This is a genomic window from Skermanella stibiiresistens SB22, assembly GCF_000576635.1.
Taxonomy (GTDB): domain Bacteria; phylum Pseudomonadota; class Alphaproteobacteria; order Azospirillales; family Azospirillaceae; genus Skermanella; species Skermanella stibiiresistens.
This window is the reverse complement of record NZ_AVFL01000021.1, coordinates 108,653-134,121: the sequence shown is the minus strand read 5'-3', so window position 1 is coordinate 134,121 and position 25,469 is coordinate 108,653. Positions and strand designations below refer to the sequence as shown.

24 protein-coding genes and 1 tRNA gene are annotated in these 25,469 nt (G+C 65.8%); 8 read left to right on the top strand and 17 right to left on the bottom strand.

The window, feature by feature from the left end:
* Nucleotides 1-39: 39 nt before the first annotated feature.
* From N825_RS24450 to N825_RS24440, 3 genes are read right to left on the bottom strand one after another with little or no spacing between them, the layout of a single operon-like run.
* Nucleotides 40-2,448: a xanthine dehydrogenase family protein molybdopterin-binding subunit gene (locus N825_RS24450; protein ID WP_037457867.1), complete on the bottom strand. Its 2,409-nt coding sequence runs from the start codon at nt 2,446-2,448 to the stop codon at nt 40-42.
* Between the two features lie 15 nt (nt 2,449-2,463).
* The gene (locus N825_RS24445) at nt 2,464-2,958 is read right to left on the bottom strand and encodes a (2Fe-2S)-binding protein (protein ID WP_037457864.1); all 495 of its coding nucleotides are present in this window, start codon (nt 2,956-2,958) and stop codon (nt 2,464-2,466) included.
* A gap of 56 nt (nt 2,959-3,014) precedes the next feature.
* Nucleotides 3,015-3,698: an SRPBCC family protein gene (locus N825_RS24440; RefSeq protein WP_037457861.1), complete on the bottom strand. Its 684-nt coding sequence runs from the start codon at nt 3,696-3,698 to the stop codon at nt 3,015-3,017.
* A 227-nt stretch (nt 3,699-3,925) separates the two neighbouring features.
* Between N825_RS24440 and N825_RS24435 the strand changes: the two genes are divergently transcribed.
* The 3 genes from N825_RS24435 to N825_RS40425 all read left to right on the top strand — a co-directional run bounded on the left by N825_RS24435 (nt 3,926) and on the right by N825_RS40425 (nt 9,146).
* Complete coding sequence (locus N825_RS24435; RefSeq protein ID WP_037457859.1) at nt 3,926-4,975, top strand: Rpn family recombination-promoting nuclease/putative transposase; 1,050 nt, start codon at nt 3,926-3,928, stop codon at nt 4,973-4,975.
* A 185-nt stretch (nt 4,976-5,160) separates the two neighbouring features.
* Complete coding sequence (gene nosP, locus N825_RS24430) at nt 5,161-6,477, top strand: nitric oxide-sensing protein NosP (RefSeq protein WP_245613219.1); 1,317 nt, start codon at nt 5,161-5,163, stop codon at nt 6,475-6,477.
* On the top strand, nt 6,465-9,146 hold the full coding sequence (locus tag N825_RS40425; protein ID WP_037457856.1) for a NahK/ErcS family hybrid sensor histidine kinase/response regulator: 2,682 nt from the start codon (nt 6,465-6,467) through the stop codon (nt 9,144-9,146). Before nosP ends, N825_RS40425 begins: the two co-directional genes overlap by 13 nt.
* A gap of 18 nt (nt 9,147-9,164) precedes the next feature.
* On the opposite strand, the gene N825_RS24420 is transcribed toward N825_RS40425, so the two are convergent.
* From N825_RS24420 to hisG, 5 genes are read right to left on the bottom strand one after another with little or no spacing between them, the layout of a single operon-like run.
* Entirely contained in the window at nt 9,165-9,620 is a 456-nt protein-coding gene (locus N825_RS24420; RefSeq protein WP_037457854.1) for a CopD family protein, read from the bottom strand.
* Nucleotides 9,621-9,666: 46 nt separating this feature from the next.
* The gene (locus N825_RS24415) at nt 9,667-10,134 is read right to left on the bottom strand and encodes an arsenate-mycothiol transferase ArsC (protein WP_051512919.1); all 468 of its coding nucleotides are present in this window, start codon (nt 10,132-10,134) and stop codon (nt 9,667-9,669) included.
* 28 nt (nt 10,135-10,162) lie between these two features.
* A complete protein-coding gene (locus N825_RS24410; RefSeq protein ID WP_037457853.1) occupies nt 10,163-10,642 on the bottom strand; it encodes a UPF0262 family protein in 480 nt (159 codons plus the stop codon).
* Nucleotides 10,639-11,940, bottom strand: coding sequence for a histidinol dehydrogenase (gene hisD / locus N825_RS24405; RefSeq protein ID WP_037457851.1), 1,302 nt, complete (start codon nt 11,938-11,940; stop codon nt 10,639-10,641). Before hisD ends, N825_RS24410 begins: the two co-directional genes overlap by 4 nt.
* Nucleotides 11,930-12,607, bottom strand: coding sequence for an ATP phosphoribosyltransferase (gene hisG / locus N825_RS24400; protein WP_245613218.1), 678 nt, complete (start codon nt 12,605-12,607; stop codon nt 11,930-11,932). Before hisG ends, hisD begins: the two co-directional genes overlap by 11 nt.
* A 145-nt stretch (nt 12,608-12,752) precedes the next feature.
* Between hisG and N825_RS24395 the strand changes: the two genes are divergently transcribed.
* Entirely contained in the window at nt 12,753-13,709 is a 957-nt protein-coding gene (locus N825_RS24395; RefSeq protein ID WP_037457850.1) for a UDP-glucuronic acid decarboxylase family protein, read from the top strand.
* A gap of 95 nt (nt 13,710-13,804) precedes the next feature.
* On the opposite strand, the gene ptsN is transcribed toward N825_RS24395, so the two are convergent.
* The 9 genes from ptsN to N825_RS24350 all read right to left on the bottom strand — a co-directional run bounded on the left by ptsN (nt 13,805) and on the right by N825_RS24350 (nt 21,378).
* A complete protein-coding gene (gene ptsN, locus N825_RS24390) occupies nt 13,805-14,263 on the bottom strand; it encodes a PTS IIA-like nitrogen regulatory protein PtsN (protein ID WP_037457847.1) in 459 nt (152 codons plus the stop codon).
* A 37-nt stretch (nt 14,264-14,300) separates the two neighbouring features.
* Nucleotides 14,301-14,957 carry a ribosome hibernation-promoting factor, HPF/YfiA family gene (gene hpf, locus N825_RS24385; protein ID WP_037457845.1) on the bottom strand — a complete coding sequence of 219 codons (657 nt, stop codon included), beginning with the start codon at nt 14,955-14,957 and terminating at the stop codon, nt 14,301-14,303.
* Between the two features lie 173 nt (nt 14,958-15,130).
* Nucleotides 15,131-16,729: an RNA polymerase factor sigma-54 gene (gene rpoN, locus N825_RS24380; protein ID WP_037457844.1), complete on the bottom strand. Its 1,599-nt coding sequence runs from the start codon at nt 16,727-16,729 to the stop codon at nt 15,131-15,133.
* Nucleotides 16,730-16,745: 16 nt separating this feature from the next.
* Nucleotides 16,746-17,579 (bottom strand): LPS export ABC transporter ATP-binding protein, encoded by an 834-nt coding sequence (gene lptB / locus N825_RS24375; RefSeq protein ID WP_037457941.1) that lies wholly within the window; start codon nt 17,577-17,579, stop codon nt 16,746-16,748.
* Nucleotides 17,580-17,581: 2 nt separating this feature from the next.
* On the bottom strand, nt 17,582-18,475 hold the full coding sequence (locus tag N825_RS24370) for an LptA/OstA family protein (protein WP_063833917.1): 894 nt from the start codon (nt 18,473-18,475) through the stop codon (nt 17,582-17,584).
* Nucleotides 18,472-19,293: an LPS export ABC transporter periplasmic protein LptC gene (gene lptC / locus N825_RS36875; protein ID WP_051512918.1), complete on the bottom strand. Its 822-nt coding sequence runs from the start codon at nt 19,291-19,293 to the stop codon at nt 18,472-18,474. The genes N825_RS24370 and lptC overlap by 4 nt, the downstream gene beginning before the upstream one ends.
* 37 nt (nt 19,294-19,330) lie before the next feature.
* Nucleotides 19,331-20,245, bottom strand: a complete 915-nt coding sequence (locus tag N825_RS24360) for a KpsF/GutQ family sugar-phosphate isomerase (RefSeq protein ID WP_051512925.1) — start codon at nt 20,243-20,245, stop codon at nt 19,331-19,333.
* Nucleotides 20,246-20,587: 342 nt separating this feature from the next.
* Nucleotides 20,588-21,199 carry a ribonuclease D gene (locus N825_RS24355; RefSeq protein ID WP_037457842.1) on the bottom strand — a complete coding sequence of 204 codons (612 nt, stop codon included), beginning with the start codon at nt 21,197-21,199 and terminating at the stop codon, nt 20,588-20,590.
* Nucleotides 21,200-21,291: 92 nt separating this feature from the next.
* Nucleotides 21,292-21,378, bottom strand: a tRNA-Leu gene (locus N825_RS24350).
* Nucleotides 21,379-21,576: 198 nt separating this feature from the next.
* On the opposite strand from N825_RS24350, the gene N825_RS24345 reads away from it, so the two are divergent.
* The 4 genes from N825_RS24345 to N825_RS24330 all read left to right on the top strand — a co-directional run bounded on the left by N825_RS24345 (nt 21,577) and on the right by N825_RS24330 (nt 25,454).
* Nucleotides 21,577-22,539 (top strand): complex I NDUFA9 subunit family protein, encoded by a 963-nt coding sequence (locus N825_RS24345; RefSeq protein ID WP_037457841.1) that lies wholly within the window; start codon nt 21,577-21,579, stop codon nt 22,537-22,539.
* A 450-nt stretch (nt 22,540-22,989) separates the two neighbouring features.
* The gene (locus N825_RS24340) at nt 22,990-24,444 is read left to right on the top strand and encodes an NAD(P)-dependent oxidoreductase (protein WP_037457840.1); all 1,455 of its coding nucleotides are present in this window, start codon (nt 22,990-22,992) and stop codon (nt 24,442-24,444) included.
* Nucleotides 24,445-24,475: 31 nt separating this feature from the next.
* Nucleotides 24,476-25,138, top strand: a complete 663-nt coding sequence (locus N825_RS24335; protein WP_037457838.1) for a DUF6036 family nucleotidyltransferase — start codon at nt 24,476-24,478, stop codon at nt 25,136-25,138.
* Entirely contained in the window at nt 25,116-25,454 is a 339-nt protein-coding gene (locus N825_RS24330; protein WP_157619516.1) for a hypothetical protein, read from the top strand. Before N825_RS24335 ends, N825_RS24330 begins: the two co-directional genes overlap by 23 nt.
* The last annotated feature ends 15 nt before the right edge of the window (nt 25,455-25,469 follow it).

Here is a 25,469-nt window from a genome sequence, read left to right as displayed (position 1 = left end):
TTCGAAGGCGTACATCGTTGTTTTCCTCCCCTGTCCCGTTTATTCGGCCGCCAGCGGTACGGACGCGGCTTGGACCGCGCGCCAGACCCGCTCCGGCGTCGCCGGCATGTCGATATGGGCGATGCCGAGATCGGCCAGCGCGTCGACGACGGCGTTCATGATGGTGGCGCTGCCGCCGATCGCTCCCGCCTCGCCGCAGCCCTTGACGCCCAGCGGGTTGTGGGTGCAGGGGGCCTCCTCGTGGTACTGGACGGTGAAGCTCGGGACATCGTCCGCGCGAGGCATGCAATAATCCATGTAGGACCCGGTCAGCAATTGACCAGTGTCGGGGTCGTAGACGCAATTTTCCATCAGCGCCTGCCCGATTCCCTGGACGATGCCGCCATGGACCTGACCCTCGACCACCATCGGGTTGATCACCCGGCCGAAGTCGTCGACCGCCACGAACTTCTCGATCCTGACCACGCCGGTCTCGGGGTCGATCTCGACCTCGGCGATCTGCGTGCCGTTGGGATAGGTGAAGTTCTTGGGGTCGTAGAAGGCCTGCTCGTCCAGACCCGGCTCCAACTCGTCCAGCGGGAAGTTGTGCGGCACATAGGCCGACAGCGCCACGTCGCCGATCCCGAGGCTCCTGTCGGTGCCCGCCACCGTGAAGCGCCCCTGGTCGAACACGATGTCGGTTTCCGCCGCCTCCAGCATGTGGGCCGCGATCTTCTTGGCCTTGTTGACGACCTTGTCCATCGCCTTGGCGATGGCCGAGCCGCCCACCGCCAGCGAGCGCGAGCCATAGGTGCCCATGCCGAACGGCACCTTGGAGGTGTCGCCATGGACGATCTCGACGTTCTCGATCGGAATGCCGAACCGGTCGGAGACCAACTGGGCGAAGGTCGTCTCATGGCTTTGGCCATGGCTGTGGGAGCCGGTGAACACCGTCACCGAACCGGTCGGGTGGAAGCGGACCTCGCCCGACTCGTAGAGCCCGGCCCGCGCGCCCAAGGCTCCGGCGACGTTGCTGGGCGCGATGCCGCAAGCCTCGATGTAGCTGGCGAGTCCGATGCCGCGCAGCTTGCCGCGCGCCTTCGACTCCGCCTTCCGCGCCGGGAAGCCCTTGTAGTCGATCAGGTCGAGCGCCTGGTCCAGGCACTTCTCGAACAAGCCGCAGTCGTATTGCAGCGCCACCGGCGTGTCATACGGCATGGCCGATGGCGGGATGAAGTTGCGGCGGCGCAGTTCGGTCTTGTCGATGCCCATCTCTCGCGCCGCGTTCTCGACGATGCGCTCGATCAGGTAGCAGGCCTCCGGCCGCCCGGCGCCGCGATAGGCGTCGACCGGCACGGTGTGGGTGAAGACCGCCTTGACCTCGGCGTAGATCGCGGGCGTCGTGTACTGCCCGGCCAGCAGGGTGGCGTAGAGGTAGGTCGGGATCGAGGGCGCGAAGGTGGACAGGTAGGCGCCCATGTTCGCCAGCGTCTGGACCCGCAGCCCTAGGAACTTGCCGTCGGCGTCCAGCGCCAGTTCCGCGTGGGTGACGTGGTCGCGGCCATGGGCGTCGGACACGAAGCTCTCCGACCGCTCGGCCACCCACTTGATCGGCCTTCCGATCTTCCTCGACGCCCACGTGACGATGGCCTCCTCGGCGTAGTGGTAGATCTTCGACCCGAAGCCGCCGCCGACATCCGGAGCGATGACGCGCAGCTTGTGCTCGGGGATGCCCAGCACGAAGGCGCCCATCAGCAGCCGGATCACGTGGGGGTTCTGGCTGGTGGTCCACAGCGTGTACTCGCCGGTGGCGCGGTCGTACTCGCCGATCGCGGCCCGTGGCTCCATCGCGTTGGGCACCAGCCGGTTGTTGATCAGGTCCAGCTTGGTGACGTGGGCCGCCTTGGCGAAGGCGGCGTCGGTCGCGGCCTTGTCGCCCAGGTGCCAGTCGTAGCAGAGGTTGCCGGCGGCCTGCTCGTGGACCAGCGGCGCCCCTTCCTTGAGGGCGGCGGGCGAGGTGGTGACGGCGGGAAGCTCGTCGTAATCGACCACGATCAGTTCGGTGGCGTCCTTGGCCTCGTCGCGACTCTCGGCGATGATGACGGCGACCTGGTCGCCGACATGGACGACCCTGTCGAGCACCAGCGGCGGATGCGGCGGCTCGACCATCGGGCTGCCGTCCTTGGAATGGATCAGCCAGCCGCAGGGCAAACCGTTGACCTTGTCGGCCGCGATGTCCTGGCCGGTGAAGATCGCCACCACGCCGGGCGCCGCCAGTGCCGCCGAGGTGTCGATGCCGTTGATCCGGGCGTGGGCGTAAGGCGAGCGCAGGATGTAGGCGTGGGTCTGGTTGTGCCGGTTGATGTCGTCGGTGTAGTTGCCCTGCCCGGTCAGGAAGCGGAAGTCCTCACGCCGCTTGACCGAGGCGCCGATGCCGGAGACGTTCGTATTGGCTGGTGAGTTGGACATGATCTTGGCCCTTCCTCAATCCGCCGCCTGGGACAGGCCGGCGCGCATCGATTTCGCCCCGGCCAGCACGGCCTTGACGATGTTGTGATAGCCGGTGCAGCGGCAGATGTTGCCCTCCAGCCCCTCGCGGACGGTCTGTTCGTCCAGTTGGTCGTGGGTTTGCGCCAGATCGACGGCGGCCATCACCATGCCGGGCGTGCAGTAGCCGCACTGGAGACCGTGATGCTCGCGGAACGCGGCCTGCATCGGGTGGAGCGTGCCGTCGGCCGCCGCCAAGCCCTCGATCGTGGTGACCTCCGTGCCGGCGGCCTGGACCGCCAGCATGGTGCAGCTCTTGACCGAGTGGCCGTCGATGTGGACGACGCAGGCACCGCATTGGCTGGTGTCGCAGCCGACATGGGTTCCCGTCAGGCCGAGATGGTCGCGCAGCAACTGCACCAGCAGCGTGCGCCCCTCGACCTCCCGCGTCACGGACTTGCCGTTGACGCTCAACGTGATCTTGTTGGGCATGTCTCTTGAGCCTTTCCTCGCGTTGAATTCTTCTTGATTGGGTGACCAGAGGCTGATCAGGAACCGGCTATCGCATAGAGGATGACGACGAAGGCGACGACGGCAAGTCCCACTCCACCGACGAGCCGGAGATCGACAGGAGCCTCCCTGACGGTATGGTTGATGGCGTGGTCGGGCGCCGCGAAGGCGGCCACCGACATCGGCTGGGCGGCGAACTGGCCCGAAGGGACCGCGACCGGCGCGTCGTCCGGTTCCACCGCCACCTCCTCGATCGGAGCGCCGACGACTTCGTCGGCGGGAGACCCGACGACCTCGCTGAATTTGGCGAAGAAGTCGTCGGCCATCTTCCGCGCGGTCCCGTCGATCAGCCGCGAGCCGATCTGCGCCAGCTTGCCGCCGACCTGGGCGTGCGCCGTGTATTCCAGCACGGTGGCGTCGGCGCCGTCCGGCATCAGCTTGACGGCGGCGCCCCCCTTGCCGAAGCCGGCGGCGCCGCCGGTTCCCTCGCCGGTGATGGTGTAGCCATTGGGCGGATCGATATCGCTGAGCGTGACCTTGCCGGCGAACTTCGCCTTGACCGGTCCGACCTTGGCGGTGACCTTCGCGGTCATCTCGGTGTCGGACTGCTTCTCGATCTCCTCGCATCCCGGTATGCACCGCTTGAGGATCTCCGGATCATTCAAGGCGGCCCAAACGTCCTCGCGTGGGGCCGTGATCCGATAGCTGCCGGACATGTCCATGGAGTTGTCCCTCCCGGTCGTAATTTTTCTAGGATACAGACTAATTGTCGCAGGGCCTCGCCGGGCATTAGACTTTCGAACAAGAAGCGGGTCAATCCCATGGTTGGACGCGATTTCGCGTGGTTCGCATTTCCGATCCGACTTTCCCGTTTCGCGCGACATGCCATTGCACGAAAGGTCGCCGCTGATATAAGGCGACCCTGGAAACAACTTGAGACGCGACTGCGATGGCGGAGCCAGTTGACGGCGGTGACGGCGACCGCCGCCTGATCAGAAGACATGACCAATTCGCCAAGCGTCTCCTGGACCACGCCGGCAACGCCGACGCTTTCCTTCGGGAGCGTTTGCCGCCGTCGCTCGTGGCCCGGCTCTCGGCTGACCCCGCCATGGACCGGTCCGAGAGCCTGATCGATCCGATTCTAGCCGAACTGCGGGGCGACAGGGTTTACAGCTTGGCGACCAAGGACGGCTTTCCGGTCTTGGTATGGGCCATGGTCGAGCACAAGAGCTCCCCCACGACCGACTTCCTGCTACAGACCATGGGATATCTGCACGGCTTGGCGGCGGGTGGCGCCCAGCGGCGGGTGAACGCCGATGGCACCGTCTGGATCGTCCCGGCGCCCGTGTTCGCCATCGTCCTCTATCATGGCGTCGATCGCTGGACACTTCCACCCACCTTGGGAGCGGCCTATGGCCTTCCGGAGGAAATGCTCCGCGCCGGGCCTCTTGATTTCGGGTATACTCTGGTCGATCTGGCGAACCTTCCGGACGCTGGGTTGTCGGGGCACGCGGAGCTTCAGGCCGGCCTGCTGATGCTGAAATACGCGACCCGCGACGACGACCCGGAAGTCACGCTGGAATGCTTGCTGGGCGCGGCGGCGACGATCGACTTGTCGATCGTCCGGATCGTCGTCAGATATCTTTTCGGATCGGGCGATGCCGGACATCGGAATCGCCTGCGGAGCGTGCTGGGACGGATACTACCAGGGCAAGAGGACGACATCATGCCGACGATCGCCGAGTCTTACATCGCCGAGGGAGAGGTCAAGGGTCACGCCAAGGGCATGGCGGAGGGGCTGGCCGAGGGACTGGCCGAGGGTGAGTTGAAGGGCCGCGCGGCCTTGTTCATCCGGATCCTCGAACAGCGGTTCGGCGAGGTTCCAGACGCGGTCGACCTCAAGGTGCGGACAGCGACGATCGCGGACATCGACCGCTGGATCGGGCGCATCCTCGAGGCCTCCTCGCCGGAAGCCGTCATCAACGACCCGGCCCATTGAACAGATCGATTTCGCACCGTCCACCTCAGTTAGACTTTGGTCTAACGTCGCACCTGGGCCAGCGCGCTTGGCAGAGGCGTCGCCGGGGAGGTAATTTTGTGTTCGGAGGGGCGTCGGAGGTGGGGAGATCGGAAGATCCGCCGAACCATGCGCCCACCACCAGGGGAAAAGGCGGAGAAATCTAGATGGCGAAGGGGACTCGCACCGGCGTCGCCGGCGGTCGGACCTCGCGCGTGCCGGTCAAGAAGCGGCTGGATGTTCTGGTGCGGGACAGGCTGGTGACCGAGTCGCGACCTTCCGAGCCGCCCGCAGTCACGACAGCCGAAGTGACGGCCCGCGCCGTCATCGACCAGCGCCAGTCCCGCCTCCGCCGCGGCATGAGCCACGCGCTCGACCCGCGCCAAGCGGCTGCCGAGCTGTACGACGCCATCGCCCAGCCCGACACCGCGTTCATCCTCGTCTTCTGCTCGCCGCAATACGATCTGCCCGCCCTTGGCCGAGCCCTGGCCGACCTGTTCGGCGACACGCTGACGCTGGGTTGCACCACGGCGGGCGAGATCACGCCGGTCGGCTACATGACCGGCTCGATCACCGGCGTCAGCTTCCCGCGCAGCGACTTCTCCGCCGTGGCGGAGCGGATCGACGACCTGGAAGGCTTCGAGATCGCCGATGCCCACGCGCTGGTCCGCAACCTCGCCGCCCGGCGCGATGAGGCGCTGGGGGATGACGAGGATGTCAGCGGCAAGAGCTTCGCCCTGCTACTGATCGACGGGCTGTCCGTCCGCGAGGAACTGGTCGTCAGCTCGCTCTATTCGGCGCTGGGCGACATCCCGCTGTTCGGCGGCTCCGCCGGTGACGACCTGAAGTTCGAGCAGACCTGGATCCTCCATGACGGCGAGTTCCGCAGCAACGCCGCCGTCTTGGTCCTGGTCGACACCGTCCGCCGTTTCACCGTCTTCCGCACCGAGCACTTCGTCAGTTCCGACCGCAAGATGGTGGTGACTGAGGCCGATCCCGCCCGCCGCATCGTGACCGAGATCAACGCCGAACCGGCCGGTCAGGAATATGCCCGAATGGTCGGGCTGGAAGGCGAGCCGCTGACCTCCATGATCTTCGCGGCGCATCCCGTGGTCGTGCGGGTCGGTGGCGAGTACCATGTCCGCTCGATCCAGAAGGTCAACGACGACGAGAGCCTGACCTTCTTCTGCGCCATCGACGAGGGCATCGTGCTGACGGTCGCCGAGGGAGTCGATCTGGTCCAGAACCTCGAAAGCCTGTTCACCCGGCTGCGCGGCGAGATCGGACAGCCGGAACTGATCCTTGGCTGCGACTGCATCCTGCGCAGCCTGGAGATGGAGCAGAAGCAGATCAAGCACGTGGTTTCACAGGTGCTGGCCCGCAACAACGTGATTGGGTTCTGCACCTACGGAGAACAGTTCAACGCGATGCACGTCAACCAGACCTTCACCGGCGTCGCCATAGGTGCGCGATGCGAACCCTGATACTGGCGGCCCCGGCACCCCAGCCGGGCCAGACGCCGGAACAGCAGCGCTTGGCCGAATTGGAACGCGAGAACCGGAAGCTCAGCCGCATCAACAAGGTCCTGATGGACCGGGTCGAGCGCAGCATGGATTTCCAGGGCAGCGCCTTCTCGCTGTTCCAGACCGCCATCGTGCTGGAAACCAAGGTCCGCGAGCGCACGCTCGAACTGGAACGCACCCTGCACGAGTTGGAGCGGTCGAACCGCGATCTCGCCCGCGCCAAGGAGATGGCGGAGACGGTGCAGGCCCGCTTGGCCGAGGCGATCGAGTCGGTCAACGAGGGTTTCGCGCTGTTCGACGGCGACGACCGCCTTGTCATGTGCAACAGCAAGTACCTGGCTGTCTGGCCAAGTTTCGATGACAGGATCCGGCCCGGCATCAGCTTCGCCGAGATCGCCGAACTGGCGCTGGACACCAGGTCGCTCCAGGACGGCCTGTCCCAGGAAAGCGACCGGGATGGTGGCCGCGGCTGGCTGGCCGAGCGCATGTCGCAGCACCGCAATCCGCAGGGGCCCTATGTGCTGGCGCTGGCGGACGGTCGCTGGATGCAGGTCAACGAGCGGCGCACCCGCGACGGCGGCGTGGTCGGGGTCTACACCGACATCACCGACCTGAAGCGTGACGAGACCCGCCGCCGTGAACAGGAGTTGGCGGAGAAATCGGTCCTGCTCCAGGCCACCCTGGACAACATCGCGCAAGGTGTCGCCGTCTACGACCGCGATCTCAACCTCGTCGCCTGGAACGACAACTTCGCCCATCTGCTCGACCTGCCGGGCGACGTGGTCCGGCACGGCGCCACCTATGACGACTTCGTCCGCCACAATGCCGGGTTGGGTGCCGCCGGGCTGAGCGTCATGGCGATGTCGCGCGAGGATCTGGCGGAGAGACCACTGGCGCTGGAGGAGGAATGGCAGGGCCGCGTGCTGGATATCCGGCGCACCGTCATGCCGGGCGGCGGCTTCGTCAACACCTATACCGACATCACGGAGCGGAAGCGCAACGAGGAGGCACTCCGCGACAGCGAGCGCCGCATCCGCACCATCACGGACGCGATGCCGGCCCTGATCGCCTATGTCGACGCCGAGCAGCGCTTCCGCTTCGTCAACAAGCCCTATGAGGACTGGTTCAACCGCCCGCGCGAGGAGATCGACGGCCAGCCCATGTGGGACGCCCTGGGCCGCGATCATTACGAGCAGCGCCGTCCCAACGTGCTGGCGGCCTTGGCCGGGGAGGAAGTCACCTTCGAGATGGAGTTGCCAGGCGAGAACGGCGCCGTGCGCTACGCCCTGGCGACCTATATCCCGCATTTCGACGAGAACGGCGTGGTCCTGGGTTACTTCGCGCTGATCCAGGACATCACCGAGCGCCGCATGGTCGCCGAGGCGCTGAAGGAGTCGAAGGAGAGCCTGGAGCGCAGGGTGGACGAGCGCACCGCCGCCCTGATGTCGCTCAACGGCAAGCTCCACCAGGAGATCGCCGAGCGCAAGCAGATCGAGGAGGCGCTGCGAGTCGCCACGGCCGAGGCCGAACAGGCCAACCTGTCGAAGACCAAGTTCCTTGCGGCGGCCAGCCACGACCTTCTCCAGCCGCTCAACGCCGCGCGGCTGTTCATCTCGGCGCTGAGCGACCTGGAGCAGACGCCCCAGAATGGATCGCTGATCGCCAACACCGATGTGGCACTGGCGGCGGTCGAGGATCTGCTGGGAGCCTTGCTGGACATCAGCAAGCTGGACGCCGGCGTCGTCCAGGCGGAACCCGCCGACTACCCGATCGAATCGCTGCTGGGCGCCATGTCGACCGAATACGCGGCGCAAGCCAAGGAGCGCGGCCTTGAATTCCGGGTGGTCTCCAGCAGCGCCGTGGTCCACAGCGATATCCGCCTGCTCCGCCGAATCCTGCAGAACTTCCTGAGCAACGCCACGCGCTATACCCGCACCGGCCGCGTGCTGCTGGGATGCCGGCTGGCCGAGGGAGGATTGCGGATAGAGGTCTGGGACACCGGCCCCGGCATTCCCGAGGACAAGCTGGCGGAGATCTTCGAGGAATTCCGGCGCCTCGGCAACGACCAGAGCGGGCGCGACCGCGGCATGGGCCTGGGACTAGCCATCGTCGAGCGGGTGGCGCGCATGCTCGATCACCGCATCGGGGTCCGCTCGATTCCCGGCAAGGGTTCGGTATTCTCGGTCACGGTGCCGATGGGCGAGCGCGGCCGCCTCGTCCGCCCGCCCCAGCCGGCACCGGTCGCCATCACGAACCGTCTGGCGGGGTCCCTAGTGCTGGTGATCGACAACGAGCGCAGCATCCTGTCCGGCATGACGGCATTGCTGGAAGGCTGGCGCTGCACGGTGGTGACCGCGACCACGGGCCAGGAGGCGATCGACATCCTGGAGCGGATGGAACGGGCGCCCGATCTCGCCATCGCCGACTATCATCTGGAGGACGGCGCCATCGGTGTCGCCGAGCTTCGGCGCGTCGCGGGGCACTGCGGCCACGCCATCCCAAGCCTGATCATCACCGCCAACCGCCTGCCGGAAGTCCAGGAGGAGGTCAACGCCAGTGGCTTCCACCTCCTCAACAAACCGGTCAAACCGGCGCATCTCCGGTCGCTGATGACCAGCCTGCTGGGGTGAACGGCGACGTGGTCCCCATCAAGGCCAGTAGCGGCCGCCGGAGCCGACCGCCACGGTGATCAGGCCCAGGATCAGGTTGATCCCGACGATCTTGCGGATCTGGCCGAGGTTGCGCCCGCCTGCCACCCAGTCGCCGGTGTCCACCGCTAGCTTCAGGCGCTTCCAGGGAGCGAAGAACAGATGGGCGAACAGGGCCATCATGATCAGGCCGATGCCGTGCATGATGTGGACATGGAGTCCCGCTCCGGCGAAGCCGCCGAAATGCAGGAAGATCATGGCGTAGCCAGTGATCAGCAAGCTCGCCACGGCGGCCCAGACCCACGGAAAGAACTTGTCGAAGGTGCCGCGCCAGAGCTTCAGGCGTTGCGGTGGTTCGAGCGCCCCGGCGGCGGGACGCAGGGCCATGTAGGCGAAGAACATGCCGCCGACCCAGATAGCGGCCGCGATGCCGTGCAACGGCAATGCGAATATCATGCGGGATGCCTTTTCGAGTGTAGGGAAACGGAGTTGGTGGGCGGCCTCAAACCGTCGGGCCGCCGATGATCGGGAAGCGTTTCTTGATCTGGGCGCTGAGGATGTCGCGGACTTGGCGGTAGATCGCCAGCCGGGTCTCGCGGCTGCCGTCGATCATCGATGGATCGAGGGTGTTCCAGAATTCGACATCGCAAGCCGTTGTTCGGGTCATCTCGACGGCCCGGTGCTGGGCTTCAGGCGACAGGGAAATCACCAGGTCGAACGACGTGTCCTCCAGGAAGTCGAAGGTCTTGCAGCGGTGCCGCGACAGGTCGATGCCGATCTCGTCCATCACCGTCACCACGAAGGGATCGGGCTCGCCCTCGCGGACGCCGACCGAGTCAACGAAGATGCGGTGGCCGTGGAAGCGCTTCATCAGGGCTTCCGCCATGGGCGAGCGGATCGAGTTATAGGTGCAGGCGAACAGCACGCTGGTGACGTGGGCGGCGTCGAGCACGCTGTTCGGGTCTTGCATGTCCGTCAGCCCCGCCCCTGCCCGCCCATCACCCGCGGATATGCAGGACGCAGATCAAGGTGAACAGCCGGCGCGCGGTGTTGTGGTCCACTTCCACCTTCCCGGCCAGCCGCTCGCGCAGCACTTCCGATCCCTCGTTGTGCAGACCGCGCCGTCCCATGTCGATCGCTTCGATCTGGGAGGGCGTCGCTTTCTTGATCGCTTTGAAATAGCTGTCGCAGATCATGAAGTAGTCCCTCACGATCGTGCGGAACGGCGTCAGCGGCAGCAGGATCTTGGTCAGATCCTGGTTAGCGGTGTTCCGGATGTCGAACAGCATCCGGTTGTCCTCGACGCTGAGGTGGAGATGGAACGGTCCCTTGTCCGGACACTCGACCGGCCGGAAGAGGTTGTCCTCCATCAGGTCGAAGATCGCCACCGCGCGCTCATGCTCGACCTCGGCGCTGCGCCGCACGACGCTGCGCTCGTCGAGGGTGACATGGACGATGCGGTGGCTGGACTCCGTCACTGGGGTGCTCCATTCAGGCGGATCGACACGGACAGCGCGTGCGCGCCAAGGCCCTCGGCGTTGGCCAGGGCCACGGCGGCCGGCCCGATCGCGGCGAGGGCACCGGGATCGCAACCGACCAAGGTCGTTCGCTTCATGAAATCCAGCAGGTTGAGACCGGACGAGAACCGGGCGCTGCGGGCCGTCGGCAGCACGTGGTTTGGTCCCGCCACATAGTCGCCGATGGCTTCCGGCGTGTGGCGGCCGAGGAAGATGGCGCCGGCGTTGCGGATGCGGGCCGCCAGCGCGTCGGGCTCGGCGACAGCCAGTTCCAGATGCTCCGGCGCCAGCCGGTCGACCAGCGGGATCGCGTCGTCTAGCTTGGACACGACGATGATGGCGCCATGTCCGCGCCAGCTCTCGCCGGCGATGGCGGCGCGCGGCAGGGTCTTGAGATGCCCATCGACCGCCCGCTTGACCGCCTCGGCGAAGGCGCCGTCATCGGTTATCAGGATGGCCTGGGCGCTGGTGTCGTGCTCCGCCTGCGACAGCAGGTCGGCGGCGATCCAGGCGGGATCGTTGGCGGCGTCGGCGACCACCAGGATCTCCGACGGGCCGGCGATCATGTCGATGCCGACCGTCCCGAAGACCTGGCGCTTGGCGGCGGCGACATAGGCGTTGCCGGGACCGACGATCTTGTCGACGGCGCCGATGGTCGCCGTCCCGTAGGCCAGCGCGCCGACCGCCTGGGCGCCGCCGATCCGGTAAATCTCGGTCACGCCGGCCAGCTTGGCCGCCGCCAACACTAGGGGGTTCAGCTTGCCGTCCGGCGTCGGCACCACCATGGTGACCCGCTCGACGCCCGCCACCTTGGCCGGTAGGGCGTTCATCAGCACCGAGCTTGGATACGCGGCCGTTCCGCCCGGCACGTAGAGGCCGACGGCGCCGATCGAGGTCCAGCGCGCGCCAAGCCGCACCCCGGCGTGATCTGTATAGGAGAGGGCGTCGGGCTTCTGCCGGCGGTGGAAATCCTCGATCCGCTCGGCCGCCAGTTCCAGCGCCTGGAGCAGGCCGGGGTCGATCGAGGCCAAGGCCGCGTCGATCTCGGCGGCGGTCACGCGCATCGTGTCCGCCGTAAGGGTGACGCGGTCGAACCGGGCGGTGTGCTCCAGCACAGCCGCGTCGCCCCGCTCCCGCACATCGGCCAGGATCGCGGCGACCGAGTTCTGCACGTCCTCCTGGATCTCCCGCTTGGCGGCGAGCAGGTCCTTGAAGGCGTCCTCGAAGCCGGGGGCGCTGCTGTTCAGTTCAAGCGGCATCAACGGCCTCCCTGAAGCGGTCGATCCAGCCGCCGATCTCCTCCGGCCGGGTCTTGTAGGCGGCCCGGTTGACCACCAGTCGCGATGTTATATCGGCGATCCGCTCGATCTCCACCAACCCATTCGCCCGCAGGGTCGAGCCGCTGGAGACCAGATCGACGATCCGGCGGCACAAGCCCAGCGTCGGGGCCAGTTCCATGGCGCCATTGAGCTTGATGCACTCGGCCTGGACGCCACGCGCGGCGAAATGCCGCCGGGTGATCTCGGGGTATTTGGTCGCCACGCGGATGTGGCTCCAGCGCGCCGGATCGTCGCCCTCCACCATCTCCTTCGGCTCCGCGACGCTGAGGCGGCACGCGCCGATCCCGAGATCGAGCGGGGCGTAGATCTCGGGATAATCGAACTCCATTAGCACATCGTTGCCGGCCACGCCCAAATGGGCGGCGCCGAAGGCGACGAAGGTCGCCACGTCGAACGAGCGGACGCGGATGATGCTGATATGGGGATGGTTGGTGGCGAACCGAAGCTGGCGGCTGTTCTCGTCGTCGAAGGCCGGTTCCGGCACGATCCCGACACGGTCCAGCAGGGGCCGGACCTCCAGCAGGATGCGCCCTTTCGGCAAGGCCAGGACCAGCGGCTCGTTCGCCGGTATTGACGGGATTGGCAACGGATTCTCCAGAACTGGGCGACTTGTGGCGTGTGATAGCACAATCGGCGCTGTTGTCACCCGATGTGTGTTTCATGCCTGCCGATTGCCAGCGGTTCGGGCGATGGGCATACTCGATCGGAAATCAACGGGGGCGAAGCCGAAAATGTACGGACGTAAACGCGTGCTGGTGACGGGAGGGGCCGGGTTCCTCGGGTCCTTCCTGTGCGAACGGCTGCTCAACGATGGATGCCAAGTGATCTGCGCGGATAACTATTTCACGGGATCGCGCGACAACATCCTGCACCTGCTGGACAACCCCTACTTCGAAGTGATGCGCCACGACGTCACCTTCCCCCTCTATGTGGAGGTCGACGAAATCTATAACCTCGCCTGTCCGGCGTCGCCGATCCATTACCAGTTCGATCCGGTCCAGACCGTCAAGACCAGCGTCCATGGCGCGATCAACGTGCTGGGGCTGGCCAAGAGGGTCAAGGCCAAGGTGTTCCAGGCGTCGACCAGCGAGGTCTATGGCGATCCGGCGGTCCATCCGCAGACGGAAGGGTATTGGGGCAACGTCAACCCGATCGGGCCGCGCGCCTGCTACGACGAGGGCAAACGCTGCGCCGAGACGCTGTTCTTCGACTATCACCGCCAATACAAGCTGAACATCCGCGTCGCTCGGATCTTCAACACCTATGGCCCGCGCATGCATCCCCAGGATGGCCGTGTGGTGTCGAACTTCATCGTCCAGGCGCTGCGCGGCGAGCCCGTCACGCTGTATGGCGACGGCAGCCAGACGCGGTCTTTCTGCTATGTCGAGGATCTGATCGAGGGGTTCGTCCGCCTGATGGCGGCACCGGACGATGTCATCGGACCGGTCAACCTGGGCAATCCGGGCGAGTTCACCATCCGTCAATTGGCGGAATTGGTGATCGAGATGACTGGATCGAAGTCCGAAATGGTCTTCAAACCCCTGCCGCAGGATGACCCGACGCAGCGCCGGCCGGACATCAGCCGCGCCAAGGCCCAGTTGGGGTGGGAACCGACGATCCCCCTGAAGCAGGGCTTGGAGCGGACCATCGCCTATTTCGAGCGGAAATTGCCGGAATGGAGCGCCTGACAGCCTGACCTGCGTCGGTAAAGTCCCGGTCTTCGGTAGCGTCAGGGATCACCGGCGTCGGACCCATCATCGATCCGGCGCCGGCACCCACCTTCTCAAGCGGCGTGGCTCGCTTCGCCTTGGGTCAACAGCGCGTAGATCGCCTCCGCGCTGTCGGACCCGCGCAGTTTGTCGCACATCGTCCCGTCCCGCAGCAGGCGCGACACCCGGGCCAGGGCCTTGAGGTGATCGGCACCCGCCGCTTCCGGCGCCAGCAACAGAAACATCAAGTCGACGGGCTGGTCGTCGATGGCGTCGAAATCAACCGGTCTTTCCAGACGGGCGAAGACGCCATGGACATGGTCCAGGTTTGACAGCTTGCCGTGGGGAATGGCGATGCCATGCCCCACACCAGTCGTGCCGAGCCTTTCCCGTTCGAGCAGCACGTCGAAGATCGCGCGTTCGTGCTGCCCGGTCAGTTCCGCCGCCTTCCTCGCCAATTCCTGCAAAGCCTGCTTCTTGCTGCCGGCGCGCAGGTTGGCGATGATGCTCTGGGGCGTGATCAGATCAATCATATGCGTATTCGGCCATATATTGTTCGGTGGCGCCTGGTCAGGCGCCGGCTCCCTCGGTGCCCGTGGGATCGATCCAGCCGACATTCCCATCGTGGCGGCGATAGATCATGTTCAGGCCGCCATGGGCGCGGTTCCGAAACATCAAGGCCGGAAGTTCGGCCAGGTCCATGCGCATGACGGCTTCGCTGACCGTCAGCGTGTCGATGGCGGTGGTCATCTCGGCGATGACCACGGGCTGGGGATGCCCATCGTCGCCATTCGCCAGCGGTGCCGCCGTATCCAAGGTTTCGTCATCATAGCCGTCGATATGGGTCTCGTCGGCCTCCGCTTCCAGGATGTACTGGTTGGCGGAGAGCGGGGCCATGGCCATGGCGCCATCCACGCCGTCGCCGTCGTGCTTGTGGTGATCCTTGAGACGGCGCTTGTAGCGGCGGAGGCGCTTGGCGATCTTGTCGGCGGCGGTGTCGAAGGCGGGATAGGGCTCGCTCGCCTCGGCGTTGCTCTGCAGCAGGATATTGCGGCCGACATGCACCGAAATATCGGCTTTGAACAAGTGGGCCTCGCGGGAGAAGACCACGTTGGCCTCGATCGGCCGGCCGAAATATTTGCCTACGATGGCGGTTAGGCTTTCATCGACGTGGGTTCGCAGAGCGTCCCCAACGTCAAGCTGTTTGCCTTTGACGGATAGGTGCATGACGTAGGTTGTCCGGTGTTCTGGGCCCGTAGAGTGGGATCAAGCGGGCGACGTCACTGCTGGGCCGTGACGAAGGTGACGCCTCCCTTAAGTTGACAAACAGCCTTATGGCTGCAACCGTTCCCGGATTGGCGGATTCCGGCCCTCTCCCCGGCGACACCGCCTCGATCAGTCTATAGTCTCATCGACTTTTCGCGGCGCCGTTGGACAGAAGACGGGATCCGCATGGCCTCACGATACTTTGCCACCGTGCGCCGCGCAATCTCGATCCCATCCGATTTGAGAATCTCCACGATCCGATCATCGGAAAGGATTCCATCGGGTGGCTCGCCGTCGATCAGGGCCTTGATCCGGAAGCGCACCGCCTCCGCCGAGTGCGAGGCCTCGCCATCCGCCCCATTGATCGAAGACGTGAAGAAGTATTTCAACTCGTACACGCCGCGCGGCGTCGCCATGAACTTGTTGGTCGTCACCCGGCTGACCGTCGATTCATGCATTCCGATCGCCTCGGCGATGTCGCGGAGGATCAGCGGGCGAAGCGACTGCACCCCTTTGACGAAGAAAAGGTCCTGCTGGCGGACGATCTCGGTGGCGACCTTCAGGATCGTGTTGGCCCGCTGGTGAAGCGACTTGACCAGCCAGTTGGCGGAATTGAAGCGCTCCGAAATGTAATCCTTCTCGGCCTTGCCACGCACCTCGCCGCTGACCTGGGCGAAATATCGTTGATTGATCAGAACGCGAGGCAGCGTCTCGGTATTCAATTCGATCAGCCAGCCGCCGCCCGGCTGGGGCCGCATCAAGATATCCGGCGTGACGGTCTGCACAACCTGATGGTCGAAGCGCAACGCCGGCTTGGGATCGAGCGTCCTGATCTCCGCCACCATGTCGGCGAGATCCTCGGCGTCGATGCCGCAAACTTTCAGCAGCGCCGGGACGTTGCGCGCCGCAAGCAGGTCGAGGTTGTCGAGCATCGCCTGCATCGCGGGATCCAGGTGGTTGCGCTCGCGCAGCTGGATCTCCAGGCACTCCTTCAAGCTTCGCGCGAAGACGCCGGGCGGATCGAACCGCTGCACCTGCCACAGCACCGCCTCGATCCGGGCCGGATCGCAGTTCAGCTGTTCGGCCAGCGCGTCGAGATCGCCGCTGACGTAGCCGGCGGCGTCCAGGGTATCGATCAGGGCCAATCCGATCAGCCGGTCGACCGGATCGGCGATGTCGACGTTGAGCTGGCCGATCAAGTGGTCGCGCAGGCTGAGGTCGCCGCTGAGCGTCTGCTCGAGATTGTAATCGGAATCCTCGAACGCGCCGCCGCCGCCCTTGGAGGACCAGTCGCCGAACGCCTCGGTGCCGTCGAACCCACCATCGGCGGCGCTGCCATTGGTCCAGACGTTCTCGAAATCGGTGTCCAGCGGCGAGTCCGAGCCGCCGGCCATGTGGTCTGACGTGGTCAGTTCATGGGTGTCGAGCTGGCGCTGATCGGCGCTGTTGATCGGCGAGACCGGTTCCGCCTGATCGACGCCGCCGCTGCCGCCGCCTTCACCCTCCGAGGGCCGCGACGCGTCGTTTCCCGCAGCCCCATGCGCGCCCCCCGCCTCGCCGCCGCCAAACTCGCCCTCCTCGCGCTCCAGCAAGGGGTTCTGCTCGATCTCCCGGTCGACGTAGTCGGACAATTCCATGTTGGATAGTTGCAGCAGCTTGATGGCCTGCTGCAACTGCGGTGTCATGACAAGCGACTGGGTTTGTCGAAGATCGAGACGTTGTGTGAGCGCCATGATGCCAGGAGGGTAGTTAGAGGCTGAATCGTTCGCCCAGGTAGACCCGGCGCACATCCTTGTGCGCCACGATCTCCGAAGGCTCTCCCTCCATCAGTACCATACCATCGTGCAAAATGTATGCCCGATCGACGATCTCCAGCGTTTCCCGCACATTGTGGTCGGTTATGAGCACCCCGATACCCCGGTCCCGCAAGTGGGTGACCAGTTCGCGGATGTCGTTGACCGCGATAGGGTCGATGCCGGCCAAGGGTTCATCCAGCAGGATGAAATGGGGCTGCGACGCGAGGGCGCGGGCGATCTCGACACGCCGCCGCTCGCCGCCGGACAGGGCCAGCGACGGCGTCCGGCGCAGGTGGGAGATCGAGAACTCGGCCAGCAACTCGTCCAGCATCGACTCGCGCGTCTCCCGGTCCGGCTCGACCACCTCCAGCACGGCGCGGATGTTGTTCTCCACCGACATGCCACGGAAGATCGATGCCTCCTGCGGCAGGTAGCCGATGCCGAGCCGCGCGCGCCGGTACATGGGCAAGCCGGTGATGTCCTGGCCATCCAGGCTGATCGTGCCGTAGTCGGGCGAAATCAGCCCGGTGATGATGTAGAAGCAGGTTGTCTTGCCGGCGCCGTTCGGCCCCAGCAGCCCGACCGCCTCGCCCCGCCGCACGGTGATGCTGACGTCGCGCAGGACCGGGCGCTTCTTGTAGTGCTTGCCCAGGTTGCTGGCGATGAGCCCCGGCTGATCGCCAATGGCCTTCGGGTTGTCGGCGACGAGGCGCGGCGCGGTGGCACCGGACGGGCGGGCCGCAGACGGGGCCTTGTCGGGGCGATCCGGCTTTCTGAACTCCCGAATGGTCAATTGCCGCCGCCTCCGGGAGCCGGCTGGACCGGAGTGGGCCGCCCGACCGCGGGGGGAGCCCCGGCGCCACCTGGTTGTTGACCGGGCACGAACAGGCCGCGGACGCGTTCGCCGGTGCGGTTTCCCGTGTTGAGCAAGCGGCTCACTCCCGTGTTCATGTTGACCTCGGCGGTCTGGCCGTTCAGATGATTGTCGCCGCGGGTCAGGCGCACGTCACCGGTCAGGGTCGCGATGTTGGTCTTGAGGTTATAGACACCATCCCGGCCGCGCGCCACATCGGTGGGCGTGGTGATCACGACGTTCCCCTGCGCGTCGATGCGGGTCATTTCCAGCGACCCACCGGCGCCTTCCTCGAACAGCCCGACCAGGACGTCGGCGTTGACCTTGCTGGCCTCGCGCACCGCGACGGCGTCGCCGCGGGCGACGGCGAGCTTCTGGGCCTGCCAGTATTCCAGGCTGTCCCGCGCCGTGACCACGTCGGTCGGCGTCACCAGCCTGAGATTGGAGCCGGTGACGACGGCGACCTGCTTGTCCACATCGTAGACCGCGCGTTCGCCATAGACGTTCTGCGCCGGCGTGAAGATATGGACCACCTTGCCATCCGCCGCCAAACGGAAGATCTCGGTCCCGCCGGCGGGACTGTCGCGGTAATAGGCCACCAGGGTGTCGCCGGTGATTGTCACGTCGCCCCGCTTGGCGACCGCGTTGCCGCGGGCGACATAGGCCTTCTGTTCCTGGTGCCACTCGATCGCCTGATCGGCGTCGATCGCGATGGGAAGACCCCCCTGTTCCGGGGCGCCGATGCCTTGGGCGTGGGCGGGGACCGCGCCGAACGCCAGACCCAGACAAACCCCCGAGGCGAGGGCCGCTTGGCGAAACCACGTGCTCATCGCTGGACCTGCTCCGGTGTGGGCTGTTCTTGTTCTTGATCGGGGCGTTCGGCGACGCGGGGAGGTGCTTCCGGCACCGCCGGCTCACTGGCTCCCGTGACCGGGGAGACGGTGGCGGCGGAGCCGCCAGCACCCGGCAGGCCACCCGATCCGGAGACGCCAGGGGCGAGGTCGAGATGCGACCGCCCGGTGAAGACGATGGTCTCGCCGCCGTTGAACAGGCGGAAGCCCTGCGCGCTCAGCTCCCCGAACGGTCCCTGCCCCGTCACCGGCAGGTCGCCCCAGGCGTTGCTGGCGTTGACGTCGACATGGGCCTCGTCGGTCTTGAACTCGTAACCCTTGTCGTGGAACAGGTCGGCGTTGCCGAGCAGCAGAAGCTTGCCCGTCTTGTCGTTGTAGCGGCCGCGATCCGCCTTCAACGCCACCCAGGTTCCGTCCTGGAGGGTCAGCTCCGCCCTCGGGCGGACGAGATCTAGCACGCCGGGCTCACTCGACGACTGCACGGCGCGGTCGGCCGTCACCGAGAACGGGCGGTTCTGGCTGTCGGTACCGACATAAAGCGCCCGCATCATCTCCAACTCACCGGTGTCGCGCCGGGGCGTCTCCTGATCGGCGCCCTGGATGCGGGGCCACGCCGCCAACAGGGCGATCAGGCCGAAGGCGAGCAAGGGCAGCACCACCTTCATCAGGCGGACGAAGTGCGAATAGCCGCCGCCGGCGCGGACGATCCGCTCGACCCGCGCGGAGATCACACCGGCCTCCGGGGAAACCGCCGCTTGGGGATCGGACTGGGGACCGCCCTGGGGCGATCGGCCCATCCCGCCCGATGTGCCTGGATGTTGGGAGACCATGATGTCAGACCACACCGGCCCGCAGGCAGTCGTGGATATGGATGATGCCGACCGGGCGGCCGTCATCGGTGACGAACAGGCTGGTGATCGCCAAGGCGTTCATGATGCCCAGCGCCTCGCCGGCCAGCGCCGTCGTCCGGATCGTCTTGGGATCGGCCGTCATGACGGAGGCGGCCGGCTTGGCGAGCAGGTCCGGGTTCATGTGGCGGCGCAGGTCGCCGTCGGTGATGATGCCGGCCAGCCGACCATCGGCGCCGATCAGGCCGACGCAGCCGAAGCTCTTGGTCGTCATCACCAGGATCGCCTCGGACACCCTGATGTCGAGGGGCGCCACCGGCACCTCGACGCCCTTGTGCATCAACTCGGTGACGCGCAGCAGCTGGCGCCCGAGCTGGCCGCCGGGATGGAAGACCTTGAAATCGGCGGCGGAGAAGCCGCGCCGCTCCAGCAGGGCCACCGCCAGGGCGTCGCCCAGCGCCATCATCATGGTCGTCGACGTGGTGGGCGCCAGACCCAGCGGGCAGGCCTCGGGGGTGGCGGGCAGGATCAACGCGACATCGGACTGCTCGCCCAGCGACGAATGGACGCGGCGGGTGATGCCGAGCAGCGGGATGCGGAACCGCTTGGCGTAGGCGACGATGTCGGCCAGTTCCGCCGTGTCTCCCGAGTTGGACAGCGCGATCACCGCGTCGTCCTTGCCGATCATGCCGAGGTCGCCGTGGCTGGCCTCGCCGGGGTGGACCCACAGCGCCGGCGTGCCGGTGGAGGCGAGCGTGGCCGCGATCTTGCGGGCGACATGGCCGCTCTTGCCCATGCCGGTCACGACGACCCGCCCGGTGATGCCGGCGAGCAGATCGACCGCCCGGCCGAAACCGCGATCGAGGCTGGCGGCCAGATCGACCAGCGCCTCCGCCTCCATGCGCAGCACCCGTCCGGCCACGGCGATGTCAGCCGCGGCGCGGCCCGTCGCGTCGAGCGACACGTCGACCGGCGTCGTTTCCGCGCGCGTCCTGTCGCTGTCGATCGAATGGTCCAAGGCCGGATAACTCCCAAATTTGCGAAACTTGCCCGGCGCGTCGGCCGGGCGGGGGTCCGGGCGGCGTGTGGCGCCCCGACGATTCCGGCCCTTGGCGAGCGGCAGTATGCCCACCAGCCGAAACGCGGTCAAACCCGCGCTGCCGTCAAATTGACGCGGAACGCGGCATTACGTCCATCCGCTGGGCGAACTTCCCACCCGTCGACGCGGCCGGCGGGCAGAGCGTCAGTGCGCGAAGATGTCCTGGTCGGCCCAGCCGCCGAGGTCCAGGGCGGCGCGGGTCGGCAGGAAGCGGAAGCATTCGGCGGCGAGATCCGTGCGGCCCTCGCGTTCCAGCATCCGGTCCAGCCGCTCGCGCAGTTGGTGCAGGTGCAGCACGTCCGACGCCGCGTATCTCAGCTGTTCCGGCGTCAGCTCGACCGCGCCCCAGTCGGAGGATTGCTGCTGCTTCGACAATTCCACACCCAGCAGATCCTTGCATAGATCCTTCAACCCGTGGCGATCGGTGAAGGTGCGAACCAGCCTGGAGGCGATCTTGGTACAATAGACGGGCTCGCACACCACCCCCAGGTAAGCTTGGAGGGCGGCGATGTCAAACCGGGCGAAGTGAAACAGCTTGGTGACGGACGGATCGGTCAGCAGGCGCTTGAGGTTCGGCGCCTCGTAACGGCCCTGGCGCAGCTGGACCAAGTGGCAGTTGCCATCGCCCGCCGAGAGCTGGACCAGGCAGAGCCGGTCGCGCACGGGGTTCAACCCCATGGTTTCGGTGTCGATCGCGACGCTGGAGCCGAAATCGTAATCGTCGGGGAGATCGCCGTCGTAAAGCTCTATGGGCACTGCCGTCCGTCCCGGAAGCGGGAACGGCCGCTTCGATCCACTCGCACCGGAGAGTTGGGGTGCTTGCGATCTAGCGGCCGTTACCGAGGAATTGGTGCCCAGGAGAAGACTCGAACTTCCACGACATTTCTGCCACAGGTACCTGAAACCTGCGCGTCTACCAATTCCGCCACCTGGGCGATGTGGAGCCGGGGTATATGGCCCCCGCCGCATGCTGTCAAATGCTTTTTCAAACCCGTATTCCGTTCCGGCGCCGGCATCCACCGCGACGCTGGCTCCCCGCCCGTCATTTGGTTATAAGCACTGCCCAACAGCCCTCGGCGCGCGTCACGGCGCGAAAACGGGGGCGCCGGCAATTTTCAGGCTTGGAGAGTGCGATGTCCTTTCGGTATCGGGTGGCCACTGTTTTCGGCGGGTCCGGGTTCATCGGCCGTCACTTGATCAAGCGTCTGGCCAAGACCGGGACCGTCATCCGCATCGCGACGCGCCATCCCAGCTCCGCGAACTTCCTGCGGACCAACGGCGCCGTCGGCCAGATCGTGCCGATCGCGGTCGACATCCGCGACGACGCGTCGGTCGCGGCGGCGGTGCGCGGGTCCGACATCGTGATCAACCTGATCGGCATCCTGTACGAGTCGGGCGTCAACAGCTTCAAGGGAACCCAGGCCGAGGCGCCGGCCCGGATCGCGCGCGCCGCCAAGGCGGCGGGCGCCCAGCGCTTCATCCAGATCTCGGCGATCGGGGCCGACGCCAAGTCGAAGTCGGCCTACGCGCGGACCAAGGCCGCCGGCGAGCAGGCGGTGCGCGAGGCCTTCCCGGAGGCGACGATCCTCCGCCCCAGCGTCGTGTTCGGTCCCGAGGACGGCTTCTTCAACCGCTTCGCCGCCATGGCCCGCGTCCTGCCGGCCCTGCCGCTGATCGGCGGGGGCCACACCAAGTTCCAGCCGGTCTATGTCGGCGACGTCGCCGACGCCATCATGAAGGCGCTGGCCTCCGCGGAGGCTCCGGGCAAGACCTATGAGCTGGGAGGTCCCCGGGTCTACACCTTCAAGGAGTTGATGGAACTGGTCCTGGCGGAGACCAAGCGCAAGCGCTTCCTGGTGTCCGTGCCGTGGTCGGTCGCCGAGTTCCAGGGCAAGGTTCTGGGCAAGCTGCCCAAGCCGATGCTGACGGAGGATCAGGTCGAGTTGCTGAGGTCCGACAACGTCGTGGCGCCGGGCGCCGCGACCTTGGCCGACCTTGGGATCAGCCCGACCGCCGCCGAGGTGATCATCCCGACCTATCTCGACCGGTACCGGATCGGCGGGCGCTTCTCCCAGCGGGCCGGGTACGGCACGTGATTGGGGTTTTCCGGGCCTATTTGATCCAACGGCGCCGTTCTTCGCAAATGCGGGCTTCTCAGCCCGCATTTTTTTTGACTATCCTCGCGTGTTGCCGCACCGCATCATCGGTTGAGACTAGGGACTGGCCGCCGAAGCCCGGAAATACTGGGCTTTCTCCTTGATAGTCCCACTTCGGACCTATTAGTTATCAAACAGGCTCTCCAGCCTGCCCAATAATCAATCAGATCGGGTTGAAGAGAACGAATTGGTCAATAAACGTGACCTATTCGCTTTTTTCCGCTAGTCAGGCTGGGGAATATGACGTATATCCACCCAACCCGACCTAGTCTGGATAAGTTTGTTTCCACCTCCACGCGGTTACGCCGGTGTGGCCGTGACCCTCTGGTGCCGATGGGGCTTGATCGAGCCTGGGCGCCCGCAGGGGACTGAGCTGAAGGATCGTTCGCCATGGCGCAGAAAATGTTGCAGTTCGTCCACACCGAAAAGCGCATGCCCGACAAACGGGACGCGTCGGCGCGCCGGCACGACTTCGACGAGATCTATGGCGAGTTCGACCAGCCGGGCGCCGTCGAGCAATCCAGCCGCTGCTCCCAATGCGGCGTGCCGTTCTGCCAGGTTCACTGCCCGCTCCACAACAACATCCCGGATTGGCTGAAGCTGACGGCCGAAGGCCGCCTGGAGGAGGCTTACGAGCTGTCCTCGGCGACCAGCAACCTGCCGGAGATCTGCGGCCGCATCTGCCCGCAGGACCGCCTGTGCGAGGGCAACTGCACGATCGAGCAATCGACCCACGGCACCGTCACCATCGGCTCGATCGAGAAGTACATCAACGACACCGCCTGGGAGCGGGGCTGGGTCAAGCCTCGCCTGCCGACCCGCGAGCGCGGCCAGTCCGTCGGCATCATCGGCGGCGGCCCCGGCGGCATGGCCGCGGCGGAACAGCTGCGCGCCAAGGGCTACGAGGTCCATGTCTACGACCGCCACGACCGGATCGGCGGCCTGATGATGTACGGCATCCCCGGCTTCAAGCTGGAGAAGTACGTGGTGGAGCGCCGGGTACAGCTTCTGGTGGACCAGGGTGTCGTATTCCACACCGAATTCGAGGTCGGCCGCGACGCCTCGCTGGCGGAATTGCGGGCCCGGCACGACGCCGTGCTGATCGCCACCGGCGTCTACAAGGCGCGCGACCTGTCCGGCCCCGGCTCCGACCTGGGCAACATCGTCCCGGCGCTGACCTATCTGACGACCAGCAACCGCCAGGGCATGGGCGACGCGGTCCCCGATTACGACAGCGGCGCGCTGAACGCGGCCGGCAAGGATGTGGTCGTGATCGGCGGCGGCGACACCGCGATGGACTGCGTCCGCACCGCGATCCGCCAGGGCGCCAAGTCGGTCAAGTGCCTGTACCGCCGCAACCGAGCCAACATGCCGGGCTCGCAGCGCGAGGTCCACAACGCCGAGGAGGAGGGCGTCGAGTTCGTCTGGCAATCGGCGCCCGAGGGCTTCGAGGGCCAGGACGGCGTCGTCACCGGCGTGCGCGCCCACCGCATCCACCTGGGCGTCGCCGACGCCAGCGGCCGGCAGACGCCGCAGGTGATCGAGGGCTCGTCCTATGTCCTGCCGGCCGATCTCGCGATCAAGGCGCTGGGCTTCGACCCCGAGGACCTGCCGACCCTGTTCGGCGCGACCGACCTGAAGGTCAGCCGCTGGGGCACCGTGACGGTCAACTTCCGCACCATGATGACCAGCCTGGACGGTGTCTTCGCCGCCGGCGACATCGTGCGCGGCGCCAGTCTGGTGGTGTGGGCGATCCGCGATGGCCGCGACGTCGCCGAGCACATGCACACCTACCTGCTCCAGAAGGCCGAAGCGAACGCCTCGGCGGCGGTCGCGGCGGAATAGAACCAGCCGCTTCCTCCGGAAAGGCTGGGCGATGAAGCAACTTCTGGATCTGAACGACGCCCTTATGGTCTTGAAGAGCGTCCTGGAACGGATTTCCGCACGGGGCGGGGAGTTGCCGAAGTCGGTTGTGATGGTGGGCGGCACCGCTCTGGCGGCTCATGGCGTCCGGGACTTGAGCAAGGACGTCGATTTCTACTCGAAGAACATCGACGAGACGATCATCTATGAAGTGGAGAAAGAATTTCGACAGATTCATGGACGGTTGTTCAAGATCGACGTGACGTCATCGGAGGCCATCTGGGGACGTGTCATTCTGAAAGATCTGGAGCAATCGCCCAAGTTTACGACCATGAGCGTCGGACAACAGGATGTCGAAGTCAAAATGCTGACGGTGGAGGACTTGTTCTTCCTGAAGCTTGGAGCGGATCGTGAGAAAGATCGAAGAGACCTTCCTGGTCTCGTTGATCGGACAACCTCGGATGCTCTGACAGCCCGCTTCAATCAGTTGATCGATTGGATGGCTGACAAGAATGCCGCGATGGGCTTCATGGACCGGTTCGTGGATGTGATGGAAGAATACTTCGAGCTTGCTCCCCAGCGGCTCATGGAACGGCTGGAGCTTCCTGTCCAAGTCAAGGACATGCTCCTGGCATCGCGCGTGATGGAGGGAAATGATGGGTCGCAGGAGCTTTGACCGGACCGATATCGAGGCGGCGATCAACCATGAGAACTGGGTGCTGGAGCGCTGCCTCGACCTTTTGAACGAACGAAAATCGCTATCCGACTGGGACGACGAAGTCGCCGAAGCCCTGCTTGGCGCCATCGCCGATGACGGTGTCCGTAACGAGCCGGAAGCCGAGAAGGCGCGGAAGCTTCGTCATCACCTCTTCGAAAACGAGGCGGGGCCGACCGCCCGACCAGACAAGGCCCATGTGACGACGGCGGAACGTATCCGCGCGGATCTCGCGGGGTTGGTTCCAGCCGGCGCCGGTCTTCACCTCACCCATTGACCATCAGCCAGACTA